Below are 20,639 nucleotides of genomic sequence, written 5' to 3'. Positions count from 1 at the left end.
CGCGCGGGTCAGTCGCGGGCGCGGCGGGTCTGCTTCGCGTTCGCGCGCTGGAGGGCGTCGACGAGCTCGGCCTTGGTCATGCGGGAGCGGCCTGAGACGTCGAGGCGCTTCGCGAGGTCGAGGAGGTGGGCCTTCGTGGCGTTCGCGTCGACTCCGCCGGCCGTGTCGCCGTCGCCGTCCGGGCCGCGCTGGGCGGCGCGGTCGTCGGAGGGGCCGCTCTCGGCCTTGCGCTCCCAGTGGTCGCCGACCTTCTCGTACTCGTGCTTCAGCGCGGCGAAGGCCGTTCGGTGCGCTCGCTCACCCTCGCCGTAGCTGTCGACGGCCGAGTCGTGCGCGGCCGACCACAGCTTCTGCGCGTGCTCGTCCGACCGCTCGATCGTCGACGGGATCTCCTCTTTCGCGGGCATGCTGCCTCCCTCTCGTCGCTTCGACGCTACCCCCGCCGTCCCCCGCCGCGAGATGCCACTTGTGCACGCTTTCGTCGGCGTGTCGCGTACACAAGTGGCATCTCGCGGAGGAGGAGAGGGGGAGAGGGTCAGCCGAGGAGGCGGTCCTGGACGAAGGCGCTGGCGAAGCGGTCGGTGGGGTCCCAGGCGGAGCGGAGGGTGCGCCACTCGTCGAGGTGCGGGTAGAGCGGGGCGATATCGGCGGCGGTCGCGAGGAAGTGCTTGCCCCAGTGCGGACGGGCGCCGAGCGGGAGCAGCGCGCCCTCGACGGCGGGCAGCACGGCGTCGACGCCGGCGCGGTCCTTCTTGAAGGTGAAGTGGATGCCGACGCTGTCGCGACCGGAGGCGGGGGAGAGCCACTGGTCGTCGCCGGCCATGGTGCGCAGCTCGGTGATCAGCAGGACCTCGTCGATCCGCTCGCCGATCGCGCGCAGGGCCACGAGCGCCTCGCGGATGTTCTCGCGCGGCACCATGTACTCGCTCTGGATCTCGTCGCCGGCGCTCGGCTCGCGGTCGAGGCGGAAGTGCGGCAGGCGCTCCGACCAGGGGCCGACCGAGCCGCCGAACGGGTTGAGGTTCGAGTCGACGCCCTCGGAGACGGCGAACAGCGAGGCGGAGGCGGCGACCGCGCCGAGATGCGTCGCGTCGACGTCGGCGACCGAGCCCTGCTCGACCTTGGTCTTCAGCCAGAGCTGCTCGACGGTGGGGCTCGACCAGTGCGTCATCAGGCTCACGCTGTAGGCGGAGGAGGTGATCGCGTCGAAGTCGTCGAGCACGCGGTCCCAGGGCAGGTCGACGAAGGCGTCCTGGCGGACGTCGAAGGTCGGCTGGATGTCGAGGGTCACCCGGGTGACGACGCCGAACGCGCCGAGGCCGACGACGACGCCCTCGAAGCCGGGCTCGCCGCGGCGGATCGTGCGCAGCGAGCCGTCGGCCGTGACCAGCTCGAGCGCCGAGACGGCGGAGGAGAGGTTGGCGTTGCGGTCGCCCGAGCCGTGGGTGCCGGTCGAGATCGCGCCGGCCACCGAGATGTGCGGGAGCGAGCCCATGTTGTGCAGGGCGTAGCCGTTGCTGTGCAGGTGCGAGGCGACGATGCCGTAGCGGGTGGCTCCGCCGACCGTGATCGTGCTCGCCTCGGCGTCGATCACCGGGTCGGAGGCGATGCGGCCGAGGTGCAGCAGCGCCCCCGGAGTGTCGGGGAGGGCGTTGAAGGAGTGGCGGGTGCCGAGCGCGCGGACCCGCTCGTTCCCGCGGACGAGGTTCTGCACCTCGTCGATCGACTCCGGCTCGAGGATGTCGGCGGCGCGGTACTCGTACGTGCCCGCCCAGTTGCTCCGTTGCGTCATGGCTCCATTCTGCCGGGCTCGCCGCCGGTTTGTTGCCAGGTGCAACGAATCCACGGCGAGCCCTCGGTGACGAGCCTGCGGCGGAGCTCAGTACTCGATGCGTCCGTGCCGGTCGTGGAACTCGCCGGTCGGGCCGTCGGGGCCGAGCAGGGCGAGCGCGACGGTCGCGTCGGTGCCCTCGGTGACGGTCTGGTGCCCGCCGTGGCCGTTGAAGTCGGTCGCGGTGTAGCCGGGGTCGCTCGCGTTGATCCGGAACTCGGGGAGGTTCTTCGCGTACTGCACGGTCAGGGTGATCACCGCGGCCTTCGAGGCGGCGTAGGGGATCGCGGGCACGCCGAACTCGTCCCGGCCGGGGGTGGCGAGGGCGCGGGGCCAGCCGACTCCGGAGGAGACGTTGACGACGACGGGCGCGGCCGAGCGGCGCAGCAGCGGCAGCGCGGCCTGGGTCACGCGGACGATGCCGACGACGTTCGTCTCGAGGACGCTCGCCATCGCCTCCGCCGACAGGTCGTCGACGCCGAAGGAGGTGCCGAGGATCCCGGCGTTGTTGACGAGGACGTCGAGGGCGGGGAGCGAGGCGAGGGCGGCGTCGACGCTCGCCTGGTCGGTCACGTCGAGCTGCACGACCTGCGCACCGAGCGCTCGGGCGGCGTCGCCCTTCGCGGGGTCGCGCATGCCGGCGTACACGGTGTGGCCGGCCTCGATCAGGCGGCGGGCGGTCTCGAGGCCGAGGCTCTTGTTGGCCCCGGTGATCAGTGTCGTTGTCATGGCTCCATGCTCCGCCCCGCTGCCCCGCCCGCCCAGGCCCCGGTCGACGGGAGGACCAGCAGTACCAGGACCGCTCCGCCCCCGCGGGGGATCATGGGGGCATGAGCGAATTCGCGGACGTCCTCCGCTCCTGGCGCGAGCGCGTGACGCCCGCCGAGGTGGGCCTGCCCGCCGGACCGAGCCGCCGGACCGCGGGCCTGCGCCGCGAGGAGCTCGCCGCGCTGGCGGGCGTGAGCGTCGACTACATCGTGCGGCTGGAGCAGGGCCGTGCCGTGCACCCCTCGGCGCAGCTGCTCGGCGCGCTGGCCTGCGCGCTGCGGGTGACGGAGGCGGAGCGCGACCACCTCTACCGGGTCGCGGGGGTCGCGCCGCCGACCGCGACGCAGGTGCCGCAGCACATCACCCCGGGCGTGCAGCGGATCGTCGACCGCTGCGGCGACGTGCCGCTGGCCGTCTTCAGTGCGGCGCACGACATCCTGCTGTGGAACCCGCTCTGGGCGGCGCTGAACGGCGACCCCTCGCGGCACACGGGCCTGGACCGCAATCTGGTCTGGCGCTCCTTCACGCAGGGGCACGAGGGCACCGAGTTCGACGACCAGCACGCCGAGGATTTCGCCAACGATCTGGCGGCGGATCTGCGCGCGGCGGTGGGCCGCTACCCGGACGACGCGGCGCTCGCGCACCTGGTGGCGCGGCTGCGGGCGACCTCGCCCGACTTCGAGCGGCGCTGGGCCGTGGCCCGGGTCGCCGAGCACCGCTCCAGCCGGAAGACGGTGACCTCGACGCCGGTCGGACCGATCACGATCGACTGCGACGTGCTGGCCGTGCCGGGCGGCGACCTGCGGATCGTCGTCTACACGGCGACGCCCGGCTCCACCGACCAGACGCGGCTCGACCTGCTCCGCGTCACGGGGCTGCAGGAGCTCGTGGCGCACTGACCGGGTCGACCGACCGGTCGTCGGCGGGCGCGCTCGCGCCGAGCCGGTGCCGGCGCTCGATCGCCTGGCCCGCGTAGCCCGCGGCGACGATCAGCGCGGCGCCGACCGCCCCGAGCGGCCCGATCGCCTCGCCTGCGACGACGACGCCGACGAGCAGCGCCCAGACCGGCTCCGTCCCCATCAGGATGCTGGCGCGCGCCGCCGAGGTGCGCCGGACCGCCCAGAGCTGGACCACGAAGGCGAAGACCGAGCAGAGCAGCCCGAGGAAGAGGACGCCGGCCCAACCGCCGGTGTCGAGGGCCAGGGCGGCCGCGGGCAGGTCCGGCCCGGCGAGCAGCGAGAAGACGGCGGCGCAGACGACCAGCTGCACGAGGACCACGCCGAGCGAGCCCTCCGTGCGCCCGCGGACGAGCCGGGCGCTGGCCGTGACGTGCACGGCGCGCACCACGGCCGCCGCGAGCACGAGGGCGTCGCCCCAGGTCGGGGTGCGCAGACCGCCGTCCGAGACGAGCAGGGCGACTCCGACCACGGCGGCCACGGCGGTGACGAAGAAGGAGCGCGGCAGCCAGGAGCGGGAGGCGAGGCCCTCGAGCGCGGGAGTCAGCACCAGGGCGAGGCTGATCAGCAGGCCCGCGTTGGTCGCCGAGGTGAGGTGGACGCCCCAGGTCTCGAGCCCGATGATCGCAGCCTGCGAGGCGCCGAGGAGGGCGGCGACGGCGAGCCCGCGACCGCGGGGGAGGCGCTCGCGACGGGCGAGGCAGAGCAGGGCGAGCGCGGCGGCGGCGGTGAGGAAGCGCAGCGCGACGGTCGAGGGGACGCCGATGTCGGCGGCGACGTCCTTCGCGGCGACGAAGCTCGCGCCCCAGACGGCGGCGACGGCGAGCAGCAGCAGGTCGACGGCGAGGTCGGGGCGGGAGCGGAGGGGCATGGAGACAGTGTCGCGGGTGCGAAGCGGAAGAGCGATCGGCCGGTTCTTCATCGACGATGAAGCGGAAGCGTGCGGTTAGGCTCGCGGCCATGGACCCCGCCCGCCTCCGCCTGCTCCGCGAGCTCGGTGACCGCGGGAGCGTGGCGGCCGTCGCGGCGGCGCTCGGGGTCAGCCCCTCCGCGGTGTCGCAGCAGCTCGCCGCCCTGCAGGCGGGCGTCCCGGTGCCGCTCACGATGAAGGAGGGGCGGCGGCTCGTGCTCACCGAGGCGGGAGAGGCGCTCGCGATCGCGGGGACGCGGGTGCAGGAGGCGCTCGCCGCGGCGAAGGACACGCTCGGCTCGTTCCTCCGGCACGACGACCGTCCCGTCCGGCTGTCGGCGTTCCACAGCGCGGGGCTCGCGCTCTTCGGTCCGCTGCTCGCGGCGCTCGCCGACGGCCCGCGGGTGGCGCTCGCCGACGCGGACGTCGCGCAGAGCCGCTTTCCGGGGCTGACGGCCGACCACGACCTCGTCGTCGCGCACCGCCTGCCGCAGGATCCGGAGTGGCCGCGGGCCCGGCTGGTCGTCACCCCGCTCCTCGTCGAGCCGCTCGACATCGCGCTGCCGGCCGCGCATCCGCTCGCCGCGCAGCCGAGCATCCGGCCCGAGCAGCTCGCCGACGAGCTGTGGGTCTCGACGCACGAGGGCTTCCCGCTCACGGGCGTGCTCGAGCATCTCGGCGCGCTGATCGGGCGCGCCCCGCGGGTCGCGCACCGGATCAACGAATTCTCGGTCGCCGCTCGAGTCGTCCGCTCCGGCGCCGCGATCGCGATCCTGCCCCGGATCACCGCGGCGCCGCTCGCGGTCGACGGCATGGTCCTCCGCCCGCTCGAGGGCGCCGGCCTCGTCCGCCACGTCGACGTGCTGGCCCGCCCGGACGCGCTCGCCCGCACCGCGGTCCGCACCGTGCTGGCGGCGCTGCGCCGCGTCGCGGCGGACGCGGCCGGCTGAGGGCTCCACCACTGGCGCCGGCGGATCTACTTGGAAGAGACGCCCGCAGACATGCTGGTCGAGTAGCCCCGCAGGGGCGTATCGAGACCTGCCGTTGTCAGCACGGTGGTCTGCAGGCTGCTCGTCCGGAGCCGGCGGATCTCGATACGCCCGCTTCGCGGGCTACTCGATCAGCATGATCGGCCGGCCCGCTGCGCGCGCTACTCGGTCAGCAGGGACGGGCTGCCGTCTCTCGCCCCGCGGGTGCCTGTCGCCCAGCTGATCGACCGTTCATTCGGGGTGTCTTTCCGAGTGCGATTCCACAAGTCCTTCTTGCTCGATCCGCGTACACTCGAGGGATGAGCACCCTCGCAGGAACGCAGAAGCCCGGTCTCCGGGCGCATCAGGAGGCGACCCGCGCCTCCGTCCCCGAGCTCGTCTCGGGACTGCGCGAGATCATCGGCGTGCGGCTGGTCGCCTACCTCGGGAACGTCAAGTCGACGCGTGCGGTCGCGGAGTGGGCGGACGGAGCTCGGAAGCCCGGCGAGACGGACGTCGATCGACTGCGACTCGCTTACCAGGTCGCGATCCTCCTCCGCGAGCAGAACGAGGCGGTGACCGTGCAGTCCTGGTTCAAGGGCATGAATCCGGCGCTCGGCGACGTCTCGCCGGCCCGTGTGCTGCGCGAGGGTGCCCCGGACGTCGTCGGCCCGGACGTCATGGGCGCCGCGAAGGCGTTCGCTTTCATCGGATGACACCGCAGCTGGTCGTCGCGCAAGACCCCGGGGAGGTCTGGCGCGTCGGGTATCGCCCGCGGCCCTGGGACTGGCCCGACTGGCGGTACGCCACCGATCACGGTCGCTTCAACGGGCGCTGGGACGATCAGCTCGCGGAGTTCCGGACGCTCTACACCGGCGAGTCCCTCGAGGCGTGCCTCTTCGAGGTGCTGGCGCACTTCCGCCCCGAGCCCGGGATCGACTCCGAACCGGACGAGATCGTGGACGCGGACGGCTGGGTCGAGCTGTTCCCGGACGCGGCGGCGGGAACGGTCGGCCGAGGCTGGGCAGTGGACCGGATGGTCGGGACGGCTCGCCAGACCGGCAGCTACTGCCTCATCACCCACTCCGAGAGCCTCGGCGCCGTCCAGGCGTCCTTCCCCTTCGAGCGGTTCGGGCTGACGCCCTGTCTTCTCGACGCCTCGGTCGTCAAGAATCCGGACCACCGCGATCTGACCCGGTCCATCGCCCGCTGGCTGTTCGATGAGCCAGGCCCTGACGGCCGTGACGCCGCTCTCGACGGGGTCGCCTTCCGGTCTCGATTCGGCGACGAGCTCCGACTGTGGGCGGTCTTCGAGCGACCGGAGGACGCGGAAGAGGGCGTGAGCCACTGTCTGCTCGACCGGAGTGAGGCGCCCCTCGATGCGGAGGGGCCGGAGCTGTCCCGCGTCTTCGCGGTGCACGGCATCCGCTGGGCCGACGGCCCCTGACGTCGTCCGCCCTTCCGGACGGGCCCGTTCTGAGACTCGCTGTCTGCTGGCTCCACTTCTGGCGCCGAGTGGATCTCGATACGCCCGCTACGTGGGCTACTCGATCAGCATGAAGGGGCCGACCGCCGCCATTGCTCGATCAGCGTCAAGGGCCACCCGCCGCCGCTGCTCGATCGGCAGGAGGAGACGGCCCGCTGCGCGGGCTGCTCGATCAGCAGGGGAGGGGCGGGTGTCCTCCCAAGGCCCTCCATGGAAAGTGGAGCAACTGCCGCTGAAGAGCGTCGAAGACTCCCTTCTGCGTGGAGCGGGCGGCCGGGATGCGAGGCTGGAAACCTCACCGCAACACGGTTTGTCCGTGCATCGGGGAGCGGGGGCCGTCGCGGCGCGGAAATCCTCCGTGCGACGACGCGCCGGAGTGCCCGGCTGCGGTCGACTGGGTCAGCGCCGCCCCCTCGGCGCGTGCCTTCCCCCGGGCCCGCCCCATCGGGTCCGCCCCACCCCCCAGCCCTCGACGCCCCTTGGAGCCCGCATGCCCCGCACCGCCCCGTCCCGGTCCCGCCTCCGCTCCGTGCTCGGCGTCCTCGCCGTCGCCGTCGTCGCCGGAACCACGCTCGCCGCCTGCTCCAACGGCTCCGACGCCGCCGAGTCCGGCGACGCCGGCTCGTTCGGCGAGGCCACGATGCAGCTCTCCTGGGTCCCCCACGTCGAGTTCGCGGGCGAGTACCTCGCCGACGCGAACGGCTACTTCGCCGACGCCGGCTTCGACTCCGTCACCCTCACCCCCGGCGGCACCGGCGCGACCGGCGCCGAGACCGCCATCGCGAGCGGCTCCGCCTTCGCCGGCGTCTCCTCGCCGCTGATCACCGGCCCGGCGATCTCGGAGGGCGCCGAGATGAAGATCGTCGGCGCGACCTACCAGAAGAACCCCTTCGCGATCGTCTCGCTGACCGACGCCCCGATCGAGACCCCCGAGGACATGGTCGGCAAGACCATCGGCGTCAGCGACAGCAACGACCTGGTCTGGCGCGCCTTCCTCGCCGCGAACGACATCGACGAGGGGGACGTCACCCGCGTGCCGCTCACCGACTCCACCCTGCTCACCACCGGCCAGGTCGACGGCTACATCGGCTACGCGACCGCCGGCGCCAACACGCTCAACCAGCGCGGCTTCTCGGCGCAGCAGTTCCTGCTCGCCGACACCGGCCTGCCGATGGTCGGCGAGACCATCGTCGTGGCGCAGGAGAGCATCGACGACGACCGCGAGAAGGTCAAGGCGCTGCTCTACGCGGTCGCCCGCGGCTGGCAGGACGCCGTCGCCGACCCGGACGCGACCGCCGCGACCGTCGTCGCCGACTACGCCGCCGACCAGAACTACAAGGTCGAGGAGCAGGCGCAGGTCATGGTCACCCAGACCGAGCTGATCAGCACCCCCGACACCGACGCGAACGGCCTGCTCACCATCACGCCGCAGCTGCAGGACGAGTCGGTCGCCTCGCTCGCCCTCACCGGCATCGAGCTCGACGCCGACGAGCTCTTCGACACCACGCTGATCGACGAGGTCTACGAGGAGCACCCGGAGCTGCTCGAGGGCTGACCCTCGCCGGCCGGGCCCTGCGAAGGACCCGGCCGCAGCACCACGACGGACCGCGCGGAGAGGACGAGCAGTTGACCACCATCGAGAACGAGGGCATCCGCCTGTCGGGCCTGAGCAAGCGCTTCGACCTGGGGAACCGGTCCGTGCAGGCCCTCGCCGAGGTCGACCTCGTCACTCCGCGCGGCTCCTTCCTCTCGCTGCTCGGCCCCTCCGGCTGCGGCAAGTCGACGATCCTGCGGATGCTGGCGGGCCTGGAGAAGCCGACCACCGGCTCCGTCTCGATCCACGGCACGCCCGTGCTCGGCACCAAGCGCTCGGCCGAGCTCGGCATCGCCTTCCAGGACTCGGCGCTGCTGCCGTGGCGCTCGGTCCGCTCGAACGTCCGGCTGCCGCTGGAGCTCACCAAGCAGGCGGCGAAGCGCGACAGCATCCCGGACCTGCTCGACCTCGTCGGGCTGACCGGATTCGAGGACGCCTACCCCTCGCAGCTCTCCGGCGGCATGCGCCAGCGCGCCTCGATCGCCCGTGCGCTGGTCGTGCAGCCCGATCTGCTGCTGCTCGACGAGCCGTTCGGCGCCCTCGACGACATGACCCGGCAGCGGCTCAACCTGGAGCTGCAGCGGATCTGGACCGCGCGGCCCGCGACCACGCTGATGGTCACCCACGGCATCGCCGAGGCGATCCTGCTCTCGGACACGGTCGCGGTGATGTCGCCGCGTCCCGGCCGCATCGTCGAGGTGATCGACATCGACCTGCCGCGCCCGCGCACCGTCGAGATGCTGCGCAGCCCCGAGTTCCACGCGATCGAGGACCGCATCACCGACATCCTCTTCTCCCAGCACGGTGTCGCGATGGAGGACGAGGCGTGACGCCCTGGATCCGCACCAACTGGCGCGTCTTCGCCGGGCTCGCCGTCTTCGTGGCGGTCTGGTGGATCCTCGCCGACACCGTCTACCGCGAGAGCCGCGCCGTGCCGAGCCCCGGCGCGATCATCGCCGCGTTCGTCCGCGACGGTCCGCTCTTCTACCTCCGCAACGTCGGCGACACCGTGCTCGCCGCCGGCCAGGGCTACCTCTGGGGCAACCTCGCGGCGCTGGCGCTGGCCGCCGTCGCGCTGCTGCTCCCGTGGACCCACCGCGTGATCGAGCAGATCGGCGTGATCAGCCACTGCCTGCCGCTGACCGCGGTCGGCCCGGTCATCCTGGTGATCTTCGGCGGCCGCACCACCTCGATCTTCCTCGCGGCGCTGCTCGTCTTCTTCACCACCCTGATCGGCGCGCTGCTCGGCGTCCGCTCGGCCCCGCGCACCGCGCTCGACCTCGTCTCCGCCTACCGCGGCGGACGCTGGGCGAAGATCGTCAAGGTGCAGGCCATCGCGGCCGTGCCCGCGACGATCACCGCGCTGCAGGTCGGCGTGCCGGCGGCCATCCTCGGTGCCGTGCTCGGCGAGTACCTCGGCGGAGTGACCACCGGCCTCGGCGTCGCCCTCGCGGTCGCGCAGCGCCAGATGGACGTCGAGCGGGCCTGGGCCTTCGCCGTCACCAGCGGACTCGTCACGATCATCGGCTACGCGCTGATCGCGGCGCTCGGCCGCTGGCTGATGCCGCTGGTCGTCGGCCGCCCGCGCGCCGCTCGCCGCCGCACTCGCGTCGAGGTCGCCCGCAGCACGGGAGGCGTCGTATGAGCACCGCCACCCGCACCCCCTCCTCGTCGCGAGCCGCCCGCCGGCCGAGCGACCTCACCGGCCGGATGGTGCTCCGCATCGTCCGCGGCGAGCTCGTGCCGCTCGCCGTCGCCGCGGTCCTCGCGCTCGCGTTCTGGTACGCCTTCCTCGCGATCACCGACATCTCGCCGCTGCTGGGCAAGACGCCGACCGACGTCGCCGAGTACCTCTTCGTCGAGGCGGACGCCGCGGAGAACCGCGCGATCGTCTTCGGCAACCTCGGCGTGACGGCCGTCGACGCGCTCGTCGGCTACGTCGCGGGCCTGCTGGTCGCTCTCGCGATCGCGGTTCTCTTCGTGCTGATCCGCTCGCTCGAGGCGACGGTGATGCCGATCGCGATGCTGCTGAAGTCGATGCCGCTGATCGTGGTGACGCCGCTGGTGACCCTGGCGATCGGCAACGGGATCGGCGCCGTCGCCACCGTCGGCGCGATCGCGGTGTTCTTCCCCGCGCTGGTCACGGTCGGCTTCGGCCTCCGCTCGCTCTCGCGCGAGTCCTTCGAGCTGGTCTCGGTCTACGGCGGCTCGCCGCTGGACGTGCTGCTCAAGGTGGCGCTGCCGACCGCGGTGCCGGCGATCTTCGCGGCCGCCAAGGTCGCGGTGCCCTCCGCGCTCAGCGGCGCGATGCTGGCCGAGTGGCTGGCGACGGGGCAGGGCCTCGGCGGTGCGGTGCAGCGCGCCTCCGCCGGGTTCCGCTACGACGAGCTGTGGGCGTCGCTCGCGGTGATCACGGCGCTGGGAGTCGTCGCCTACGCGGTCGTCGCGATCGGCGAGCGACTGGCAGCCGTCCGCTTCGGCGGACAGAACTGAGGACGGACATGAGCACCACCACGAGCATCACCGGCGCCGTCTGGGACGGCACCCGCGCCCTCGGCACGGCGACCCTGGCCTGGAGCGGCGACGCGATCGCCTCCGTCGAGGGGGCGGCGGGCGACGGCGGCGGGCTCTCGATAATCCCCGGCCTCGTCGACACCCATGTGCACCTCGGCGCCTACTCCGGCGAGGGCACGGCCGACTTCGCCTCCTGGCCGCTGGTCACCCCGCGCGAGGAGCGCGTCTTCCACATCGCGAACAATGCGCGGAAGGCGGCTCGCGCGGGCGTCACCACGCTGCGCGACCTCGGTGCCGACGAGCTGCAGATGACCGTGGCGCGGATGTTCGAGCAGGGCATCGCGGAGGGTCCGCGGATCGTCACCCACGGCGCCGTCGGCATGACCGCCGGCCACGGCGACCTCTTCGTGCCGCCGCACTACCCGCACCGCGACCGCGTCGCCGACAGCCCCGACGAGTGCCGCCGCCTGGTGCGCACCTGGGCGCGGGCCGGCGCGGACGGCATCAAGATCTACACCAGCGGCGGCGTGCTCTCGATGGGCGACAAGGTCGGCTGGCGGAACCAGACCGACGAGGAGATCGCCGCCACCATCGACGAGGCGCACGCGCTCGGGATGCCGGTCGCGGCGCACACCCACTCCGTCGTCGGCCTCGACCGCGCGCTCGCGCTCGGCGTCGACTCGATCGAGCACGGCACCGCGATCGGCCCGCAGCACTGGGCCACGCTCGTCGAGCGGAACCTGCCCGTCGCGCCGACCCTCTTCATCAACGACGTGATCGCGGCCGGCCGGGCGCCGTCGTCGCCGGAGGCGTCGCTCAAGGCGCAGGACGTGGTCGCCGTGCGCGACGCGGGCTTCCTCGCCGCGGGCGAGGCCGGGGTGCGCTTCGTGCTCGGCACCGACGCGAACGGCGTCTACGTCGACTGGGGCGAGCAGCTCGACGAGGTGCGGCGGATGCGCGAGTCGTTCGGCTGGACGTCCGAGCGGGCGCTCGTCGCGGCCACCTCGGACGCCGCGGCCGTCGTCGGACTCGGTGCGAAGGTCGGCCGCCTCGCTCCGGGCTTCGGCGCCGACTTCGTCGTGCTCCGAGGCCGCCCGTGGGAGAGCATCGACGACCTGCGCGCCGAGAACATCGTCGCCGTCGTCTCGCGCGGCCGCGTCGTCTCCGGGGAGCTGCCGCGATGACCGCCACCGCGACCCGCCGCTTCGTGACCGCGGAGGCGCTCGGCGCTCCCCGCGGCGCGTACAGCCACGCCGTCGAGGCGCACGGCGTCGTCTACGGCTCGGCGATCGGGCCGTTCGCACCGGGCGACGGCTCGGTGCCGGAGGGCACGGTCCCGGAGGGGATCACCGCGCAGACCGCCGCGGCCCTCGACAACATCGAGCGGCTGCTCGCCACGGAGTTCGGCCTCGGGCTCGGCGACGTGGTGCGGATCACGATGATCCTCAGCGACTTCGAGCGCGACTTCGCCGCCGCCTCCGCGGTCTACGGGGCGCGGTTCGCCGTCGATCCGCCGGCCCGCACCGTCATCGGCGCGGTGCTGCCGGGGCCGCTCGTGGCGCTGGACTTCATCGCGGCGCGTCCCTGAACCTGCTCTCCGCTCCCCACCGCCCGCACCACCGCCGGCACCGACGAAAGGCTCCCGTGACCTCCGACTCCTTCCTCCTCGGTCTGCCCAAGGTCGAGCTGCACGTGCACCTGGAGGGGACGCTCGAGCCCGAGCTGCGCGTGCGGCTCGCCGAGCGCAACGGCCTGCCCGTGCCCGAGGCGCTCGCCTACGACTTCGACTCGCTCGCCTCGTTCCTCGCCGTCTACTACCCGGCGATGGACGTGCTGCGCGAGGAGCAGGACTTCTACGACCTCGCGACGGCGTACTTCCGGCGGGCCGCGGCGGACGGGGTCGTCCGCGTCGAGGCGTTCTTCGATCCGCAGGCGCACACCTCGCGCGGCGTGCCGTTCGAGGCGGTGATCGGCGGCTACCACCGCGCCGCGCAGGACGCCGCGCAGCTGGGCGTCGACGCCGCGCTGATCCTCTGCTTCCTCCGCGACCTGTCGGCCGAGAGTGCGGCGGAGACGCTGGAGCGCGCGCTGCCGTTCGCTGACCGGCTGATCGGCGTGGGCCTGGACTCGGACGAGCGCGGCAACCCGCCGGCCAAGTTCCGCGAGGTCTTCGCGCGGGCCCGCGAGGCCGGCCTGCGCCTGACGATGCACTGCGACGTCGACCAGCCCAACGGCGTCGAGCACCTGCGCCAGGTGCTCGAGGAGATCGGCGTGGACCGGATCGACCACGGCACGAACATCGTCGAGGCGCCCGAGCTGATCGACGTGCTCGTCGAGCGCGGCCTCGCGCTGACCTGCTGCCCGCTGTCGAACTCCTTCGTCTCGAGCGACTCGAAGGCGCCCGAGATGCGCGCGCTGCTCGAGCGCGGCGTGCGGGTGACGGTCAACTCGGACGACCCGGCCTACTTCGGCGGCTACATCGCCGACAACTACGCGGCGCTCGCCGATGCGGGCTTCACCCGCGACGAGCTGGTGCAGCTCGCCCGCAACTCGGTGCTCGGCTCGTGGGCGTCCGACGCGGCGAAGGCGGAGCTGCTCGGGCGGATCGACGCGTACGCGGGCTGACCTTCGGGCGGAGCTGCACGAGTGGACGAGGACCGGGGCCTGACTCAGCTGTGGCGCCCCGTCGGGGTCCGGTCGCGCGCTCGCAGCTCTTCGAGTGGACGCGTGCCGGGGTCTGCTGCGGTGGCAAAGCCCGTTCCGCGTCCAGTCGCGCTGGCGCGCTCCGGCCGCTCAGTGCTGGTGCTCGTCCTCCCAGCGGGGGAACGGATCGGCGAGGGTGCGCCAGAGGTCCGGGCCGGCGAGGAGCTCGCGGGGCGTGAGCAGGCAGCCGTGCAGGACGCGGGTCAGCTCGTCGACATCGAGATCGCGGCCGAGGAAGGCGATCTCCTGGCCGACGGGGGCGTCGACGCTCCAGCTCCGGATCGACGTCGGGTCGAGGCTGACGACGTCGCCGGCGATCGACCAGGACGCGACGCGGTCGGCGCGGCTGGCGAGCCGGACCAGGCCGCGCGAGCGGAGGATCCGGCCGACCCGGTGCGGGACGAAGTCCGTGGCGACCGCCGCGTTCAGGCGGCCGGGGTGGAACGGCAGCGGATCGCGGAAGACGAACGCGGTCACCGATCCCGCGTCGCCGGGGACGCCGCGGAGAACCCGCTGCCAGCCCAGGTCCGAGGCCAGACGGTGCGCGCGCTGCGGGGTGAGGACGGCGCGCCGCTGCCGGTAGCGGTCGAGGTCGCGCTCGGTGAGGATCTCCGCTCCCGGTGAGAGCGCCCGCAGCAGGTCGACGGCGGGCGAGGCTCCGGCGCCGTCGCCGTCGGTCAGGACGATGAGGCCCGCGAACTCGAGGCGCGTCGCGAGTCGCTCGGCGCGGTCCCACTGCTGGGGCCCGAGGTCCTCGGCACCCTCGCCGAGCAGCACCCGGGTCACCTCGTCGACCGAGGTGACGGCGACGACGTCGAGGACGCCGATCCGGGTGTCGCCGGGGTGCCGCCGGCTGCAGAGGTGCTCGAGGACGAGGGCGACCTCCATCGGGTCGGCGACCGGGTCGATCGACAGGACGGTGATCCCGCTCTCGCCGTCGTCGGCCTGCCGGGCGAGCTCGGCGGCCAGCTCCGCCGCGAACTCGGCGCTGTCCGAGTCCGGCAGGTCGACGGCGAAGCACTCGACGGCGGTGACGCCGCCGGTCAGCAGCCGGGCGATCCGGGCGCTCTCGCAGGCGTCGGTCGCGCTCACCAGCGTGACGGCGAGGACGGGCGGGCGGTGGATCGGGCTCGGAGTCTCCATGACGAGCTACTCTAAACGATAATCGTTATCAATTAGAAGGAGCACTCGTGAAGGTCCGCAACTCGCTGAAGTCCATGAAGTCGATGCCGGGGTCGCAGGTGGTGCGCCGCCGCGGCCGGGTCTTCGTCATCAACAAGCTCACCCCGCGGTTCAAGGCCCGCCAGGGCTGAGGCAGGGGGCCGTCCTCGAGGGCTGTGGCCGCGGTCACCCCTCGAGGGCGTGCCGGACCGCGTCGTCGACGATGTGACTGACGTGCGTGTCGGCGACGGAGTAGTGCGCCTCGCGCCCGATCCGCTCGACGGCGACCAGGCCGGCGGAGCGCAGGGTGCGCAGGTGCTGCGAGACGAGGGGCTGCGAGAGCCCGGTGGTCTCGGCGAGGTGCCCGACGGTCGACCGCTCCGTCGCCAGCGCGCGCAGCAGGCGCAGCCGCGAGGAGGAGGAGAGCACCTTGAACAGCTCGGCGGCGGGCTCGAGATCCTCGGTCATCTGCGCCTCCCCGTCATCTGCTCATCCAAGCAGACGTGCATGGATCGCGCGTCATGCCGGTCGAGCAGCCCCGCAGGGGCGTCGTCCATGCTGGTCGAGCAGTCCCCGAGGGGCGCGTCCCGTGCTGGTCGAGGAGCCCCGGAGGGGCGTATCGAGACCCGCCGTTCCCGAAGCCGCCTCAGTGGGCGAGGGCGCCCTCGCTCTGCAGGCGGCCGTCGGCCAGCGGCACGACGCGGTCGGCGAGAGCGATCACGGCCGGGTCGTGCGAGACGCAGACCACCGTGACGCCGCGCTCCGCCTCGGCGCGCAGGATCTCGCGGATGCGCTCGGCGCTCGCCGCATCGAGTCCGGTCGTCGGCTCGTCCAGGAGGAGCAGATCGGCGCCGCGCGCCAGCCCCTGCGCGAGCAGCGTCCGCTGCCGCTGCCCGCCGGACAGCACGGCGAACGCCTCGCCCGCGAGCGCGGAGATCTCGAGGCGCTCCATCGCCGCGGCGACCACCGCGCGCAGCTCCGCGCCGACGCGGCGCCAGCGGCCGGTGCGACCCCAGACGCCGACCGTCACGACGTCGCGGACGGTCACGGGCAGGCGGTCGGAGACGGCGGTGCGCTGGGGGACGAAGGCGATCGCGGGGGAGACCGAGCGCTCGCCCCGAGTGGGCTGCCGCGTCCCGGCGATCACCTCCAGCAGCGTCGACTTGCCCGCCCCGTTCGGGCCGGCGACGACGGACAGCGAGCCCAGCGGCAGGTCGAGATCGACGCCGTCCAGTGCGGTCCGACCGCCGAAGTCGACGCCGATCCCGCGGAGGGCGACGCGGGGGGAGGGCTGCTGGCTGATGGACACGATCCCGAGCGTACCAGTTTGATAATCGTTCTCATTATCCGTTACGGTCGGGCACCATGCCTGCCCTCCTCTCCGGGATCCTCGAGCCGTTCGCGCTCGACTTCCTCCAGCGCGCCCTCGTCGGCGGCGCTCTCGTCGCCGTCCTGTGCGGCGTCGTCGGGACCTGGGTCGTGATCCGGGGCATGGCCTTCCTCGGCGAGGCGCTCGCCCACGGCATGCTCCCCGGCGTCGCGCTGGCGACCGTGCTCGGCGCGCCCGTGCTGGTCGGCGGGGCGGTGAGCGCCGTCGCGATGAGCCTCGGCATCGCCGCGCTGCAGCGCCGGGGCCGGCTGTCCTACGACACCAGCATCGGCATGCTCTTCGTCTCGATGCTCGCGCTCGGCGTGATCATCATCAGCCACTCGGGCAGCTTCGCCACCGACGCGACCTCGATCCTGTTCGGCGACATCCTCGCCATCGCGCCCCTCGACCTGGTGCTGCTGGCGATCGCCGCCGGCGTCGGGCTCGCGGTCGCGGCGGTCTTCCACCGCTCGCTGGTGGCGCTCGCACTCGACCACCGGATCGCCGCCGTCCTCGGGCTCGGGCCGCGCTCGGCCCAGGCCGCGCTGGTCGGGCTGGTGACGCTCGCGGTCGTCGCCTCGTACCAGGCCGTCGGCTCGCTCCTGGTCGTCGGGCTGCTCCTCGCGCCGGCGGTGGCCGCCGGGCACTGGACGACGCGGATCCCGACCCGGATGGCGCTCGCCGCCGTGCTCGGCGTGCTCTCCGTGCTCGTCGGGCTGCTCGTGTCCTGGTACGCGGCGACCGCCGCGGGCGCCTCGGTCGCCGCCACCGCCCTCGCCGTCTCGGGACTGTCCTGGGCGCTGCGGGCGGCGACGGCCGCGCGTCATCCGCGCCGGGCCGGTGCCGCCGTCCCCGCCTGACCGCCACCTCCTCCGCCCCGCTCGTCCCCCTCCGAAAGGACCCCGTGCTCTCCCGCTCCACTCGCTCCTCGCGCATCGCCCCGGCGCTCCTCCTGGGCGCCCTCGCCCTCGCGGCCTGCTCCGCCGATCCCGCCGCCCCGACCGCGGACGACGAGACCGGCGAGGGCCACGGCGCGATCTCCGGAGCCGCGGAGCTCGCCGAGCCCGCCCTCGGACTCACCTGGATCGATCCGGCGGGGGCCGTCTCGCACCTGGACCTGCTCGACGAGAGCGTCGCCGAGCTCGGCACGATCGGCGCGCCCTCGGCGCTGACGACCGACGGCCGCTACCTCTTCGCGCAGACCGCCGCCGGCGTCGAGATCGTCGACAGCGGCGTCTGGACCTGGGATCACGTCGACCACTTCCACTACTACCGCGCCGAGCCGACTCTGCTCGGCACCGTCGCGGGCGCGGGCGAGGCCGTCGTCGCCACCACCAACCTCTCGACCACCGGCGGCACCGGGGTGCACTTCCCCGACTCGGGCGAGGCGGTGCTGCTCGACACCGAGGCGCTGTCGAAGGGCGGGATCGTCGAGTCGTTCCGCCTCGACGGCGAGCCGGGGCCCGGGATGGTCGTCCCGGTCGGCTCCTTCGCGCTCGTCACCCAGGGTGCGGCGGAGTCGGCCTCGGTCGCCGGCTACACGGCCGACGGCGAGCCCACCGGCCTCCGTGAGGAGTGCCCGCAGCCGGCGGGGACGATCACCACCCGGGTCGGCGCGGTGATCGGCTGCGCGGACGGCGCGCTGCTCGCCTCGGTCGACGGCGAGGAGCTCGTCGTCGAGCGGATCCCCTACCCGGCCGGCGCGATCGCGCCAGCCACCACGAGCTTCGCGAACCGCGAGGGCCGCCCGACCGTCGCCGGGCTCGCCGGCAGCGACGGGATCTGGCTGCTCGACACCCGCGCCCGCTCGTGGTCGCTGCTCCCCGCTCCCGCGCCACTGGTGCAGGTGACCGCCGTCGACGACGAGGACGACCACGTGCTCGCACTGGCGCAGGACGGCCGGGTGCTCGTGCTCGACGGCGCGGACGGCGCGCTGCTCGCGCAGACCGAGCCCCTCGCCGCCGAGTCGCTCGCCGCGGGCCTCGCCCCGACCCTCGTCGCCGACCAGCAGCGCGCCTACCTCAGCGCGCCCGCCGAGCGGCGCCTGCACGAGATCGACTACGCCGACGGAGCCCGCCTCGCGCGCAGCTTCGAGACGGCGAGCGAGCCGGCGTTCACCGCCGAGACGGGCCGGTGAGCATGCGACGCCCCCGGCGCCGCCCGCTCCGCCGCCGCGCGACGCTCGCCGCGGCCGCCGTCGCGCTGCTCGCGCTCACCGGCTGCTCGGCCGGCGCGGACGACCGCCCGCTGGTGATCGTCTCGACCAACATCCTCGGCGACGTCGTCGAGCGGCTGGTCGGCGAGGAGGCCGAGGTCGTGACGCTGATGAAGCCGAACGCCGATCCGCACTCCTTCGAGATCTCCGCACAGCAGGCGGCGCGGCTGCGCTCGGCCGACCTCGTCGTCTCCAACGGCCTGGGCCTCGAGGAGGGGCTGCAGCAGCACCTCGACGCCGCGGCCGCCGAGGACGTGCCGGCCTTCGTGGCCGGCGACGCGATCGAGGTGCTCGACTACCGCGAGGGCGACGCCGAGGGCAGCCCGGACTCGCACTTCTGGACCGACCCGGCGCGCATGATCGACGTCGTCGACGCGCTCGCTCCCGCGCTGGCCGGCCTCGACGGCGCCGATCCCGCGGCCCTCGAGCGCAGCGCCGCCGAGTACCGCGCCGAGCTGGAAGCGCTCGACGCCGAGATGACGGCGGCCTTCGCCGCGATCCCGGAGGAGCGCCGCGCCCTCGTCACCAACCACCACGTCTTCGGCTACCTCGCCGACCGCTTCGACTTCGACGTCGTCGGCGCGGTCATCCCCGGCGGCACCACCCTCGCCGCGCCGTCCGCCTCCGACCTCGCCGACCTCGTCGACGCGGTCGAGACCACCGGCGTCCCCACGATCTTCGCGGAGTCCTCGTCTCCCGACCGCCTGGTCCAGGCGCTCGCGAGCGAGGCCGACATCCGCGTCGAGGTGGTCGAGCTGTTCACCGAGTCCCTCACGGGGCCCGAGGGCGGCGCTCCCGACTACCTCAGCATGATGCGCGTGAACACGCAGCGCATCGCCACCGGGCTCTCACCGTGAGAGCCCACGACCAGCATCAGGAGAACCACACCGCCATGCCAAGCACCCCCTTCCGCCGAGCCGGCCTCGGCCTGCTCGCCCTCGGCACGATCGCGACCCTCGCGGCCTGCTCGTCGAGCAGCGCCCCCGCGGCCGACTCGACCGCCGATGCCATCCCGACCGCCGCCACGTCCTCGGCCGGCCGCGTCGCCGTCGCCTACGAGGGCGGCGTCCTCGTCCTCGACGGCGAGACCCTCGAGACCGTGGCCGACCTGGACTCCGAGGAGTTCACCCGGCTGAACCCGGCCGGCGACGGCCGCCACGTCATGGTCACCATGAGCGAGGGCTTCCAGCTCCTCGACACCGCGGCCGGCACCGACGGCGAGCCCGAGCTCACCGACGTCGTCTTCGCCGCCGACACCCCCGGCCACGTCGTCCGTCACGGCGGCAAGACGATCCTCTACGCCGACGGCACCAGCGACACGACCGTCATCGAGACCGCCGACCTCGCCGCCGCCGAGGGGGCGCCCGAGGTCGAGACCATCCCGGGCGTCGAGGCGCACCACGGCGTCTCGATCGTCCTCGAGGACGGCACCTTCCTGACGACCGTCGGGAACGCCGACGGCCGCACCGGCATCGAGGTGCGCGACGCCTCCGGTGCCGTGGTCGCCACGAACGACCAGTGCCCCGGCGTGCACGGCGAGGGCACGGCCGAGAACGAGGTCGTGGTCTTCGGCTGCGAGAACGGCGCCCTCGTCTACGACGGCGGCGAGATCACCAAGCTCGAGGCGCCCGACCAGCCCTACGGCCGGATGGGCAACGCCTGGGTCAGCGAGACCAGCCCGATCGTCGTCGGCGACTACAAGGACGACCAGGACGCCGAGGGCTACCTCCTGCACCGCCTCGCGCTGATCGACACCGAGGCGAAGACCCTCGACGTCGTCGACCTGCCCGAGGGCGTCGAGTACACCTTCCGCGGCGTCGCCCGCGGCCCGGAGGACCTCGCCTACCTGATCGGCTCCGACGGAGCGGTCCACGTGATCGACCCGGAGACCGGCGCGATCAGCGACTCGTACCCCGTCGTCGACGCCTGGGAGAGCCCGGTCGAGTGGCAGGACCCGCACCCCGCCATCACGGTCGCCGGTGGGATCGCCTACGTCACCGACCCCGCGGCGAACAGCGTCCACGCGCTGGACCTGACCACCGGCGAGGTCGTCTCGACGGCCGAGCTGGAGGTCACGCCGAACGAGATCGCGGTCGCCGCGAGCTGACGGCCGGACGACGAAGAGGGCGCGGGGCGTGAAGCCCCGCGCCCTCCGTCGCTGCCG

Annotated in this window: 23 protein-coding genes; 16 read left to right on the top strand and 7 right to left on the bottom strand. The window is 73.5% G+C overall.

The features are described from left to right. Positions 1-8 precede the first annotated feature (8 nt). The 3 genes from GTU73_RS18460 to GTU73_RS18450 all read right to left on the bottom strand — a co-directional run bounded on the left by GTU73_RS18460 (position 9) and on the right by GTU73_RS18450 (position 2,560). On the bottom strand, positions 9-407 hold the full coding sequence (locus tag GTU73_RS18460; RefSeq protein WP_123706382.1) for a ChaB family protein: 399 nt from the start codon (positions 405-407) through the stop codon (positions 9-11). A 128-nt stretch (positions 408-535) separates the two neighbouring features. After that, positions 536-1,792: a D-arabinono-1,4-lactone oxidase gene (locus GTU73_RS18455; RefSeq protein ID WP_160091064.1), complete on the bottom strand. Its 1,257-nt coding sequence runs from the start codon at positions 1,790-1,792 to the stop codon at positions 536-538. Between the two features lie 87 nt (positions 1,793-1,879). Continuing rightward, on the bottom strand, positions 1,880-2,560 hold the full coding sequence (locus GTU73_RS18450) for an SDR family NAD(P)-dependent oxidoreductase (RefSeq protein WP_160091063.1): 681 nt from the start codon (positions 2,558-2,560) through the stop codon (positions 1,880-1,882). A 101-nt stretch (positions 2,561-2,661) separates the two neighbouring features. Here GTU73_RS18450 and GTU73_RS18445 point away from each other — a divergent pair, with 101 nt between their 5' ends. Next, positions 2,662-3,498 (top strand): helix-turn-helix transcriptional regulator, encoded by an 837-nt coding sequence (locus tag GTU73_RS18445; protein ID WP_160091062.1) that lies wholly within the window; start codon positions 2,662-2,664, stop codon positions 3,496-3,498. Here the strand turns inward: GTU73_RS18445 and GTU73_RS18440 are convergent. Beyond that, positions 3,467-4,426, bottom strand: coding sequence for a DMT family transporter (locus tag GTU73_RS18440; RefSeq protein ID WP_160091061.1), 960 nt, complete (start codon positions 4,424-4,426; stop codon positions 3,467-3,469). The genes GTU73_RS18445 and GTU73_RS18440 overlap by 32 nt on opposite strands. Positions 4,427-4,515: 89 nt before the next feature. On the opposite strand from GTU73_RS18440, the gene GTU73_RS18435 reads away from it, so the two are divergent. The 10 genes from GTU73_RS18435 to add all read left to right on the top strand — a co-directional run bounded on the left by GTU73_RS18435 (position 4,516) and on the right by add (position 13,652). Further along, positions 4,516-5,415 carry a LysR family transcriptional regulator gene (locus GTU73_RS18435; protein ID WP_160091060.1) on the top strand — a complete coding sequence of 300 codons (900 nt, stop codon included), beginning with the start codon at positions 4,516-4,518 and terminating at the stop codon, positions 5,413-5,415. 338 nt (positions 5,416-5,753) lie between these two features. Then, complete coding sequence (locus tag GTU73_RS18430) at positions 5,754-6,149, top strand: hypothetical protein (RefSeq protein ID WP_160091059.1); 396 nt, start codon at positions 5,754-5,756, stop codon at positions 6,147-6,149. Further along, a complete protein-coding gene (locus GTU73_RS18425) occupies positions 6,146-6,880 on the top strand; it encodes an RES family NAD+ phosphorylase (protein ID WP_160091058.1) in 735 nt (244 codons plus the stop codon). Before GTU73_RS18430 ends, GTU73_RS18425 begins: the two co-directional genes overlap by 4 nt. Positions 6,881-7,409: 529 nt before the next feature. Then, the gene (locus GTU73_RS18420) at positions 7,410-8,474 is read left to right on the top strand and encodes an ABC transporter substrate-binding protein (protein WP_160091057.1); all 1,065 of its coding nucleotides are present in this window, start codon (positions 7,410-7,412) and stop codon (positions 8,472-8,474) included. 71 nt (positions 8,475-8,545) lie between these two features. Then, positions 8,546-9,343 carry an ABC transporter ATP-binding protein gene (locus tag GTU73_RS18415; protein ID WP_160091056.1) on the top strand — a complete coding sequence of 266 codons (798 nt, stop codon included), beginning with the start codon at positions 8,546-8,548 and terminating at the stop codon, positions 9,341-9,343. Beyond that, positions 9,340-10,158 (top strand): ABC transporter permease subunit, encoded by an 819-nt coding sequence (locus GTU73_RS18410; protein ID WP_160091055.1) that lies wholly within the window; start codon positions 9,340-9,342, stop codon positions 10,156-10,158. The genes GTU73_RS18415 and GTU73_RS18410 overlap by 4 nt, the downstream gene beginning before the upstream one ends. Continuing rightward, positions 10,155-11,006, top strand: coding sequence for an ABC transporter permease subunit (locus GTU73_RS18405; RefSeq protein ID WP_160091054.1), 852 nt, complete (start codon positions 10,155-10,157; stop codon positions 11,004-11,006). Before GTU73_RS18410 ends, GTU73_RS18405 begins: the two co-directional genes overlap by 4 nt. 8 nt (positions 11,007-11,014) lie before the next feature. After that, positions 11,015-12,211: an amidohydrolase family protein gene (locus GTU73_RS18400; protein WP_160091053.1), complete on the top strand. Its 1,197-nt coding sequence runs from the start codon at positions 11,015-11,017 to the stop codon at positions 12,209-12,211. After that, on the top strand, positions 12,208-12,615 hold the full coding sequence (locus GTU73_RS18395; protein ID WP_160091052.1) for a RidA family protein: 408 nt from the start codon (positions 12,208-12,210) through the stop codon (positions 12,613-12,615). Before GTU73_RS18400 ends, GTU73_RS18395 begins: the two co-directional genes overlap by 4 nt. Before the next feature lie 56 nt (positions 12,616-12,671). Beyond that, the gene (add, locus tag GTU73_RS18390) at positions 12,672-13,652 is read left to right on the top strand and encodes an adenosine deaminase (protein ID WP_160091051.1); all 981 of its coding nucleotides are present in this window, start codon (positions 12,672-12,674) and stop codon (positions 13,650-13,652) included. 168 nt (positions 13,653-13,820) lie between these two features. Here the strand turns inward: add and GTU73_RS18385 are convergent, their stop codons facing one another. Further along, complete coding sequence (locus tag GTU73_RS18385; protein WP_160091050.1) at positions 13,821-14,873, bottom strand: GTP-binding protein; 1,053 nt, start codon at positions 14,871-14,873, stop codon at positions 13,821-13,823. 47 nt (positions 14,874-14,920) lie between these two features. Between GTU73_RS18385 and ykgO the strand changes: the two genes are divergently transcribed. Next, positions 14,921-15,043, top strand: a complete 123-nt coding sequence (gene ykgO / locus GTU73_RS18380; RefSeq protein ID WP_160091049.1) for a type B 50S ribosomal protein L36 — start codon at positions 14,921-14,923, stop codon at positions 15,041-15,043. Positions 15,044-15,077: 34 nt separating this feature from the next. Here ykgO and GTU73_RS18375 read toward each other — a convergent pair whose 3' ends face one another. Beyond that, a complete protein-coding gene (locus GTU73_RS18375; protein ID WP_160091048.1) occupies positions 15,078-15,359 on the bottom strand; it encodes a metalloregulator ArsR/SmtB family transcription factor in 282 nt (93 codons plus the stop codon). A 178-nt stretch (positions 15,360-15,537) separates the two neighbouring features. After that, positions 15,538-16,200: a zinc ABC transporter ATP-binding protein AztA gene (aztA, locus tag GTU73_RS18370; protein ID WP_160091047.1), complete on the bottom strand. Its 663-nt coding sequence runs from the start codon at positions 16,198-16,200 to the stop codon at positions 15,538-15,540. Positions 16,201-16,256: 56 nt separating this feature from the next. On the opposite strand from aztA, the gene aztB reads away from it, so the two are divergent. From aztB to aztD, 4 genes are read left to right on the top strand one after another with little or no spacing between them, the layout of a single operon-like run. Beyond that, positions 16,257-17,120, top strand: coding sequence for a zinc ABC transporter permease AztB (aztB, locus tag GTU73_RS18365; protein WP_160091046.1), 864 nt, complete (start codon positions 16,257-16,259; stop codon positions 17,118-17,120). A gap of 44 nt (positions 17,121-17,164) precedes the next feature. Then, complete coding sequence (locus GTU73_RS18360; RefSeq protein WP_208543705.1) at positions 17,165-18,397, top strand: ABC transporter; 1,233 nt, start codon at positions 17,165-17,167, stop codon at positions 18,395-18,397. A 2-nt stretch (positions 18,398-18,399) separates the two neighbouring features. Continuing rightward, positions 18,400-19,332, top strand: a complete 933-nt coding sequence (aztC, locus tag GTU73_RS18355; protein WP_160091480.1) for a zinc ABC transporter substrate-binding protein AztC — start codon at positions 18,400-18,402, stop codon at positions 19,330-19,332. A gap of 35 nt (positions 19,333-19,367) precedes the next feature. Continuing rightward, positions 19,368-20,582, top strand: a complete 1,215-nt coding sequence (gene aztD / locus GTU73_RS18350; RefSeq protein WP_208543704.1) for a zinc metallochaperone AztD — start codon at positions 19,368-19,370, stop codon at positions 20,580-20,582. Positions 20,583-20,639: the final 57 nt, after the last annotated feature.

Source organism: Rathayibacter sp. VKM Ac-2804, assembly GCF_009866655.1.
Lineage (GTDB): Bacteria > Actinomycetota > Actinomycetes > Actinomycetales > Microbacteriaceae > Rathayibacter.
Note: the sequence above shows the minus strand (reverse complement) of the source record. Positions and strands in the feature narration are given on the sequence as shown.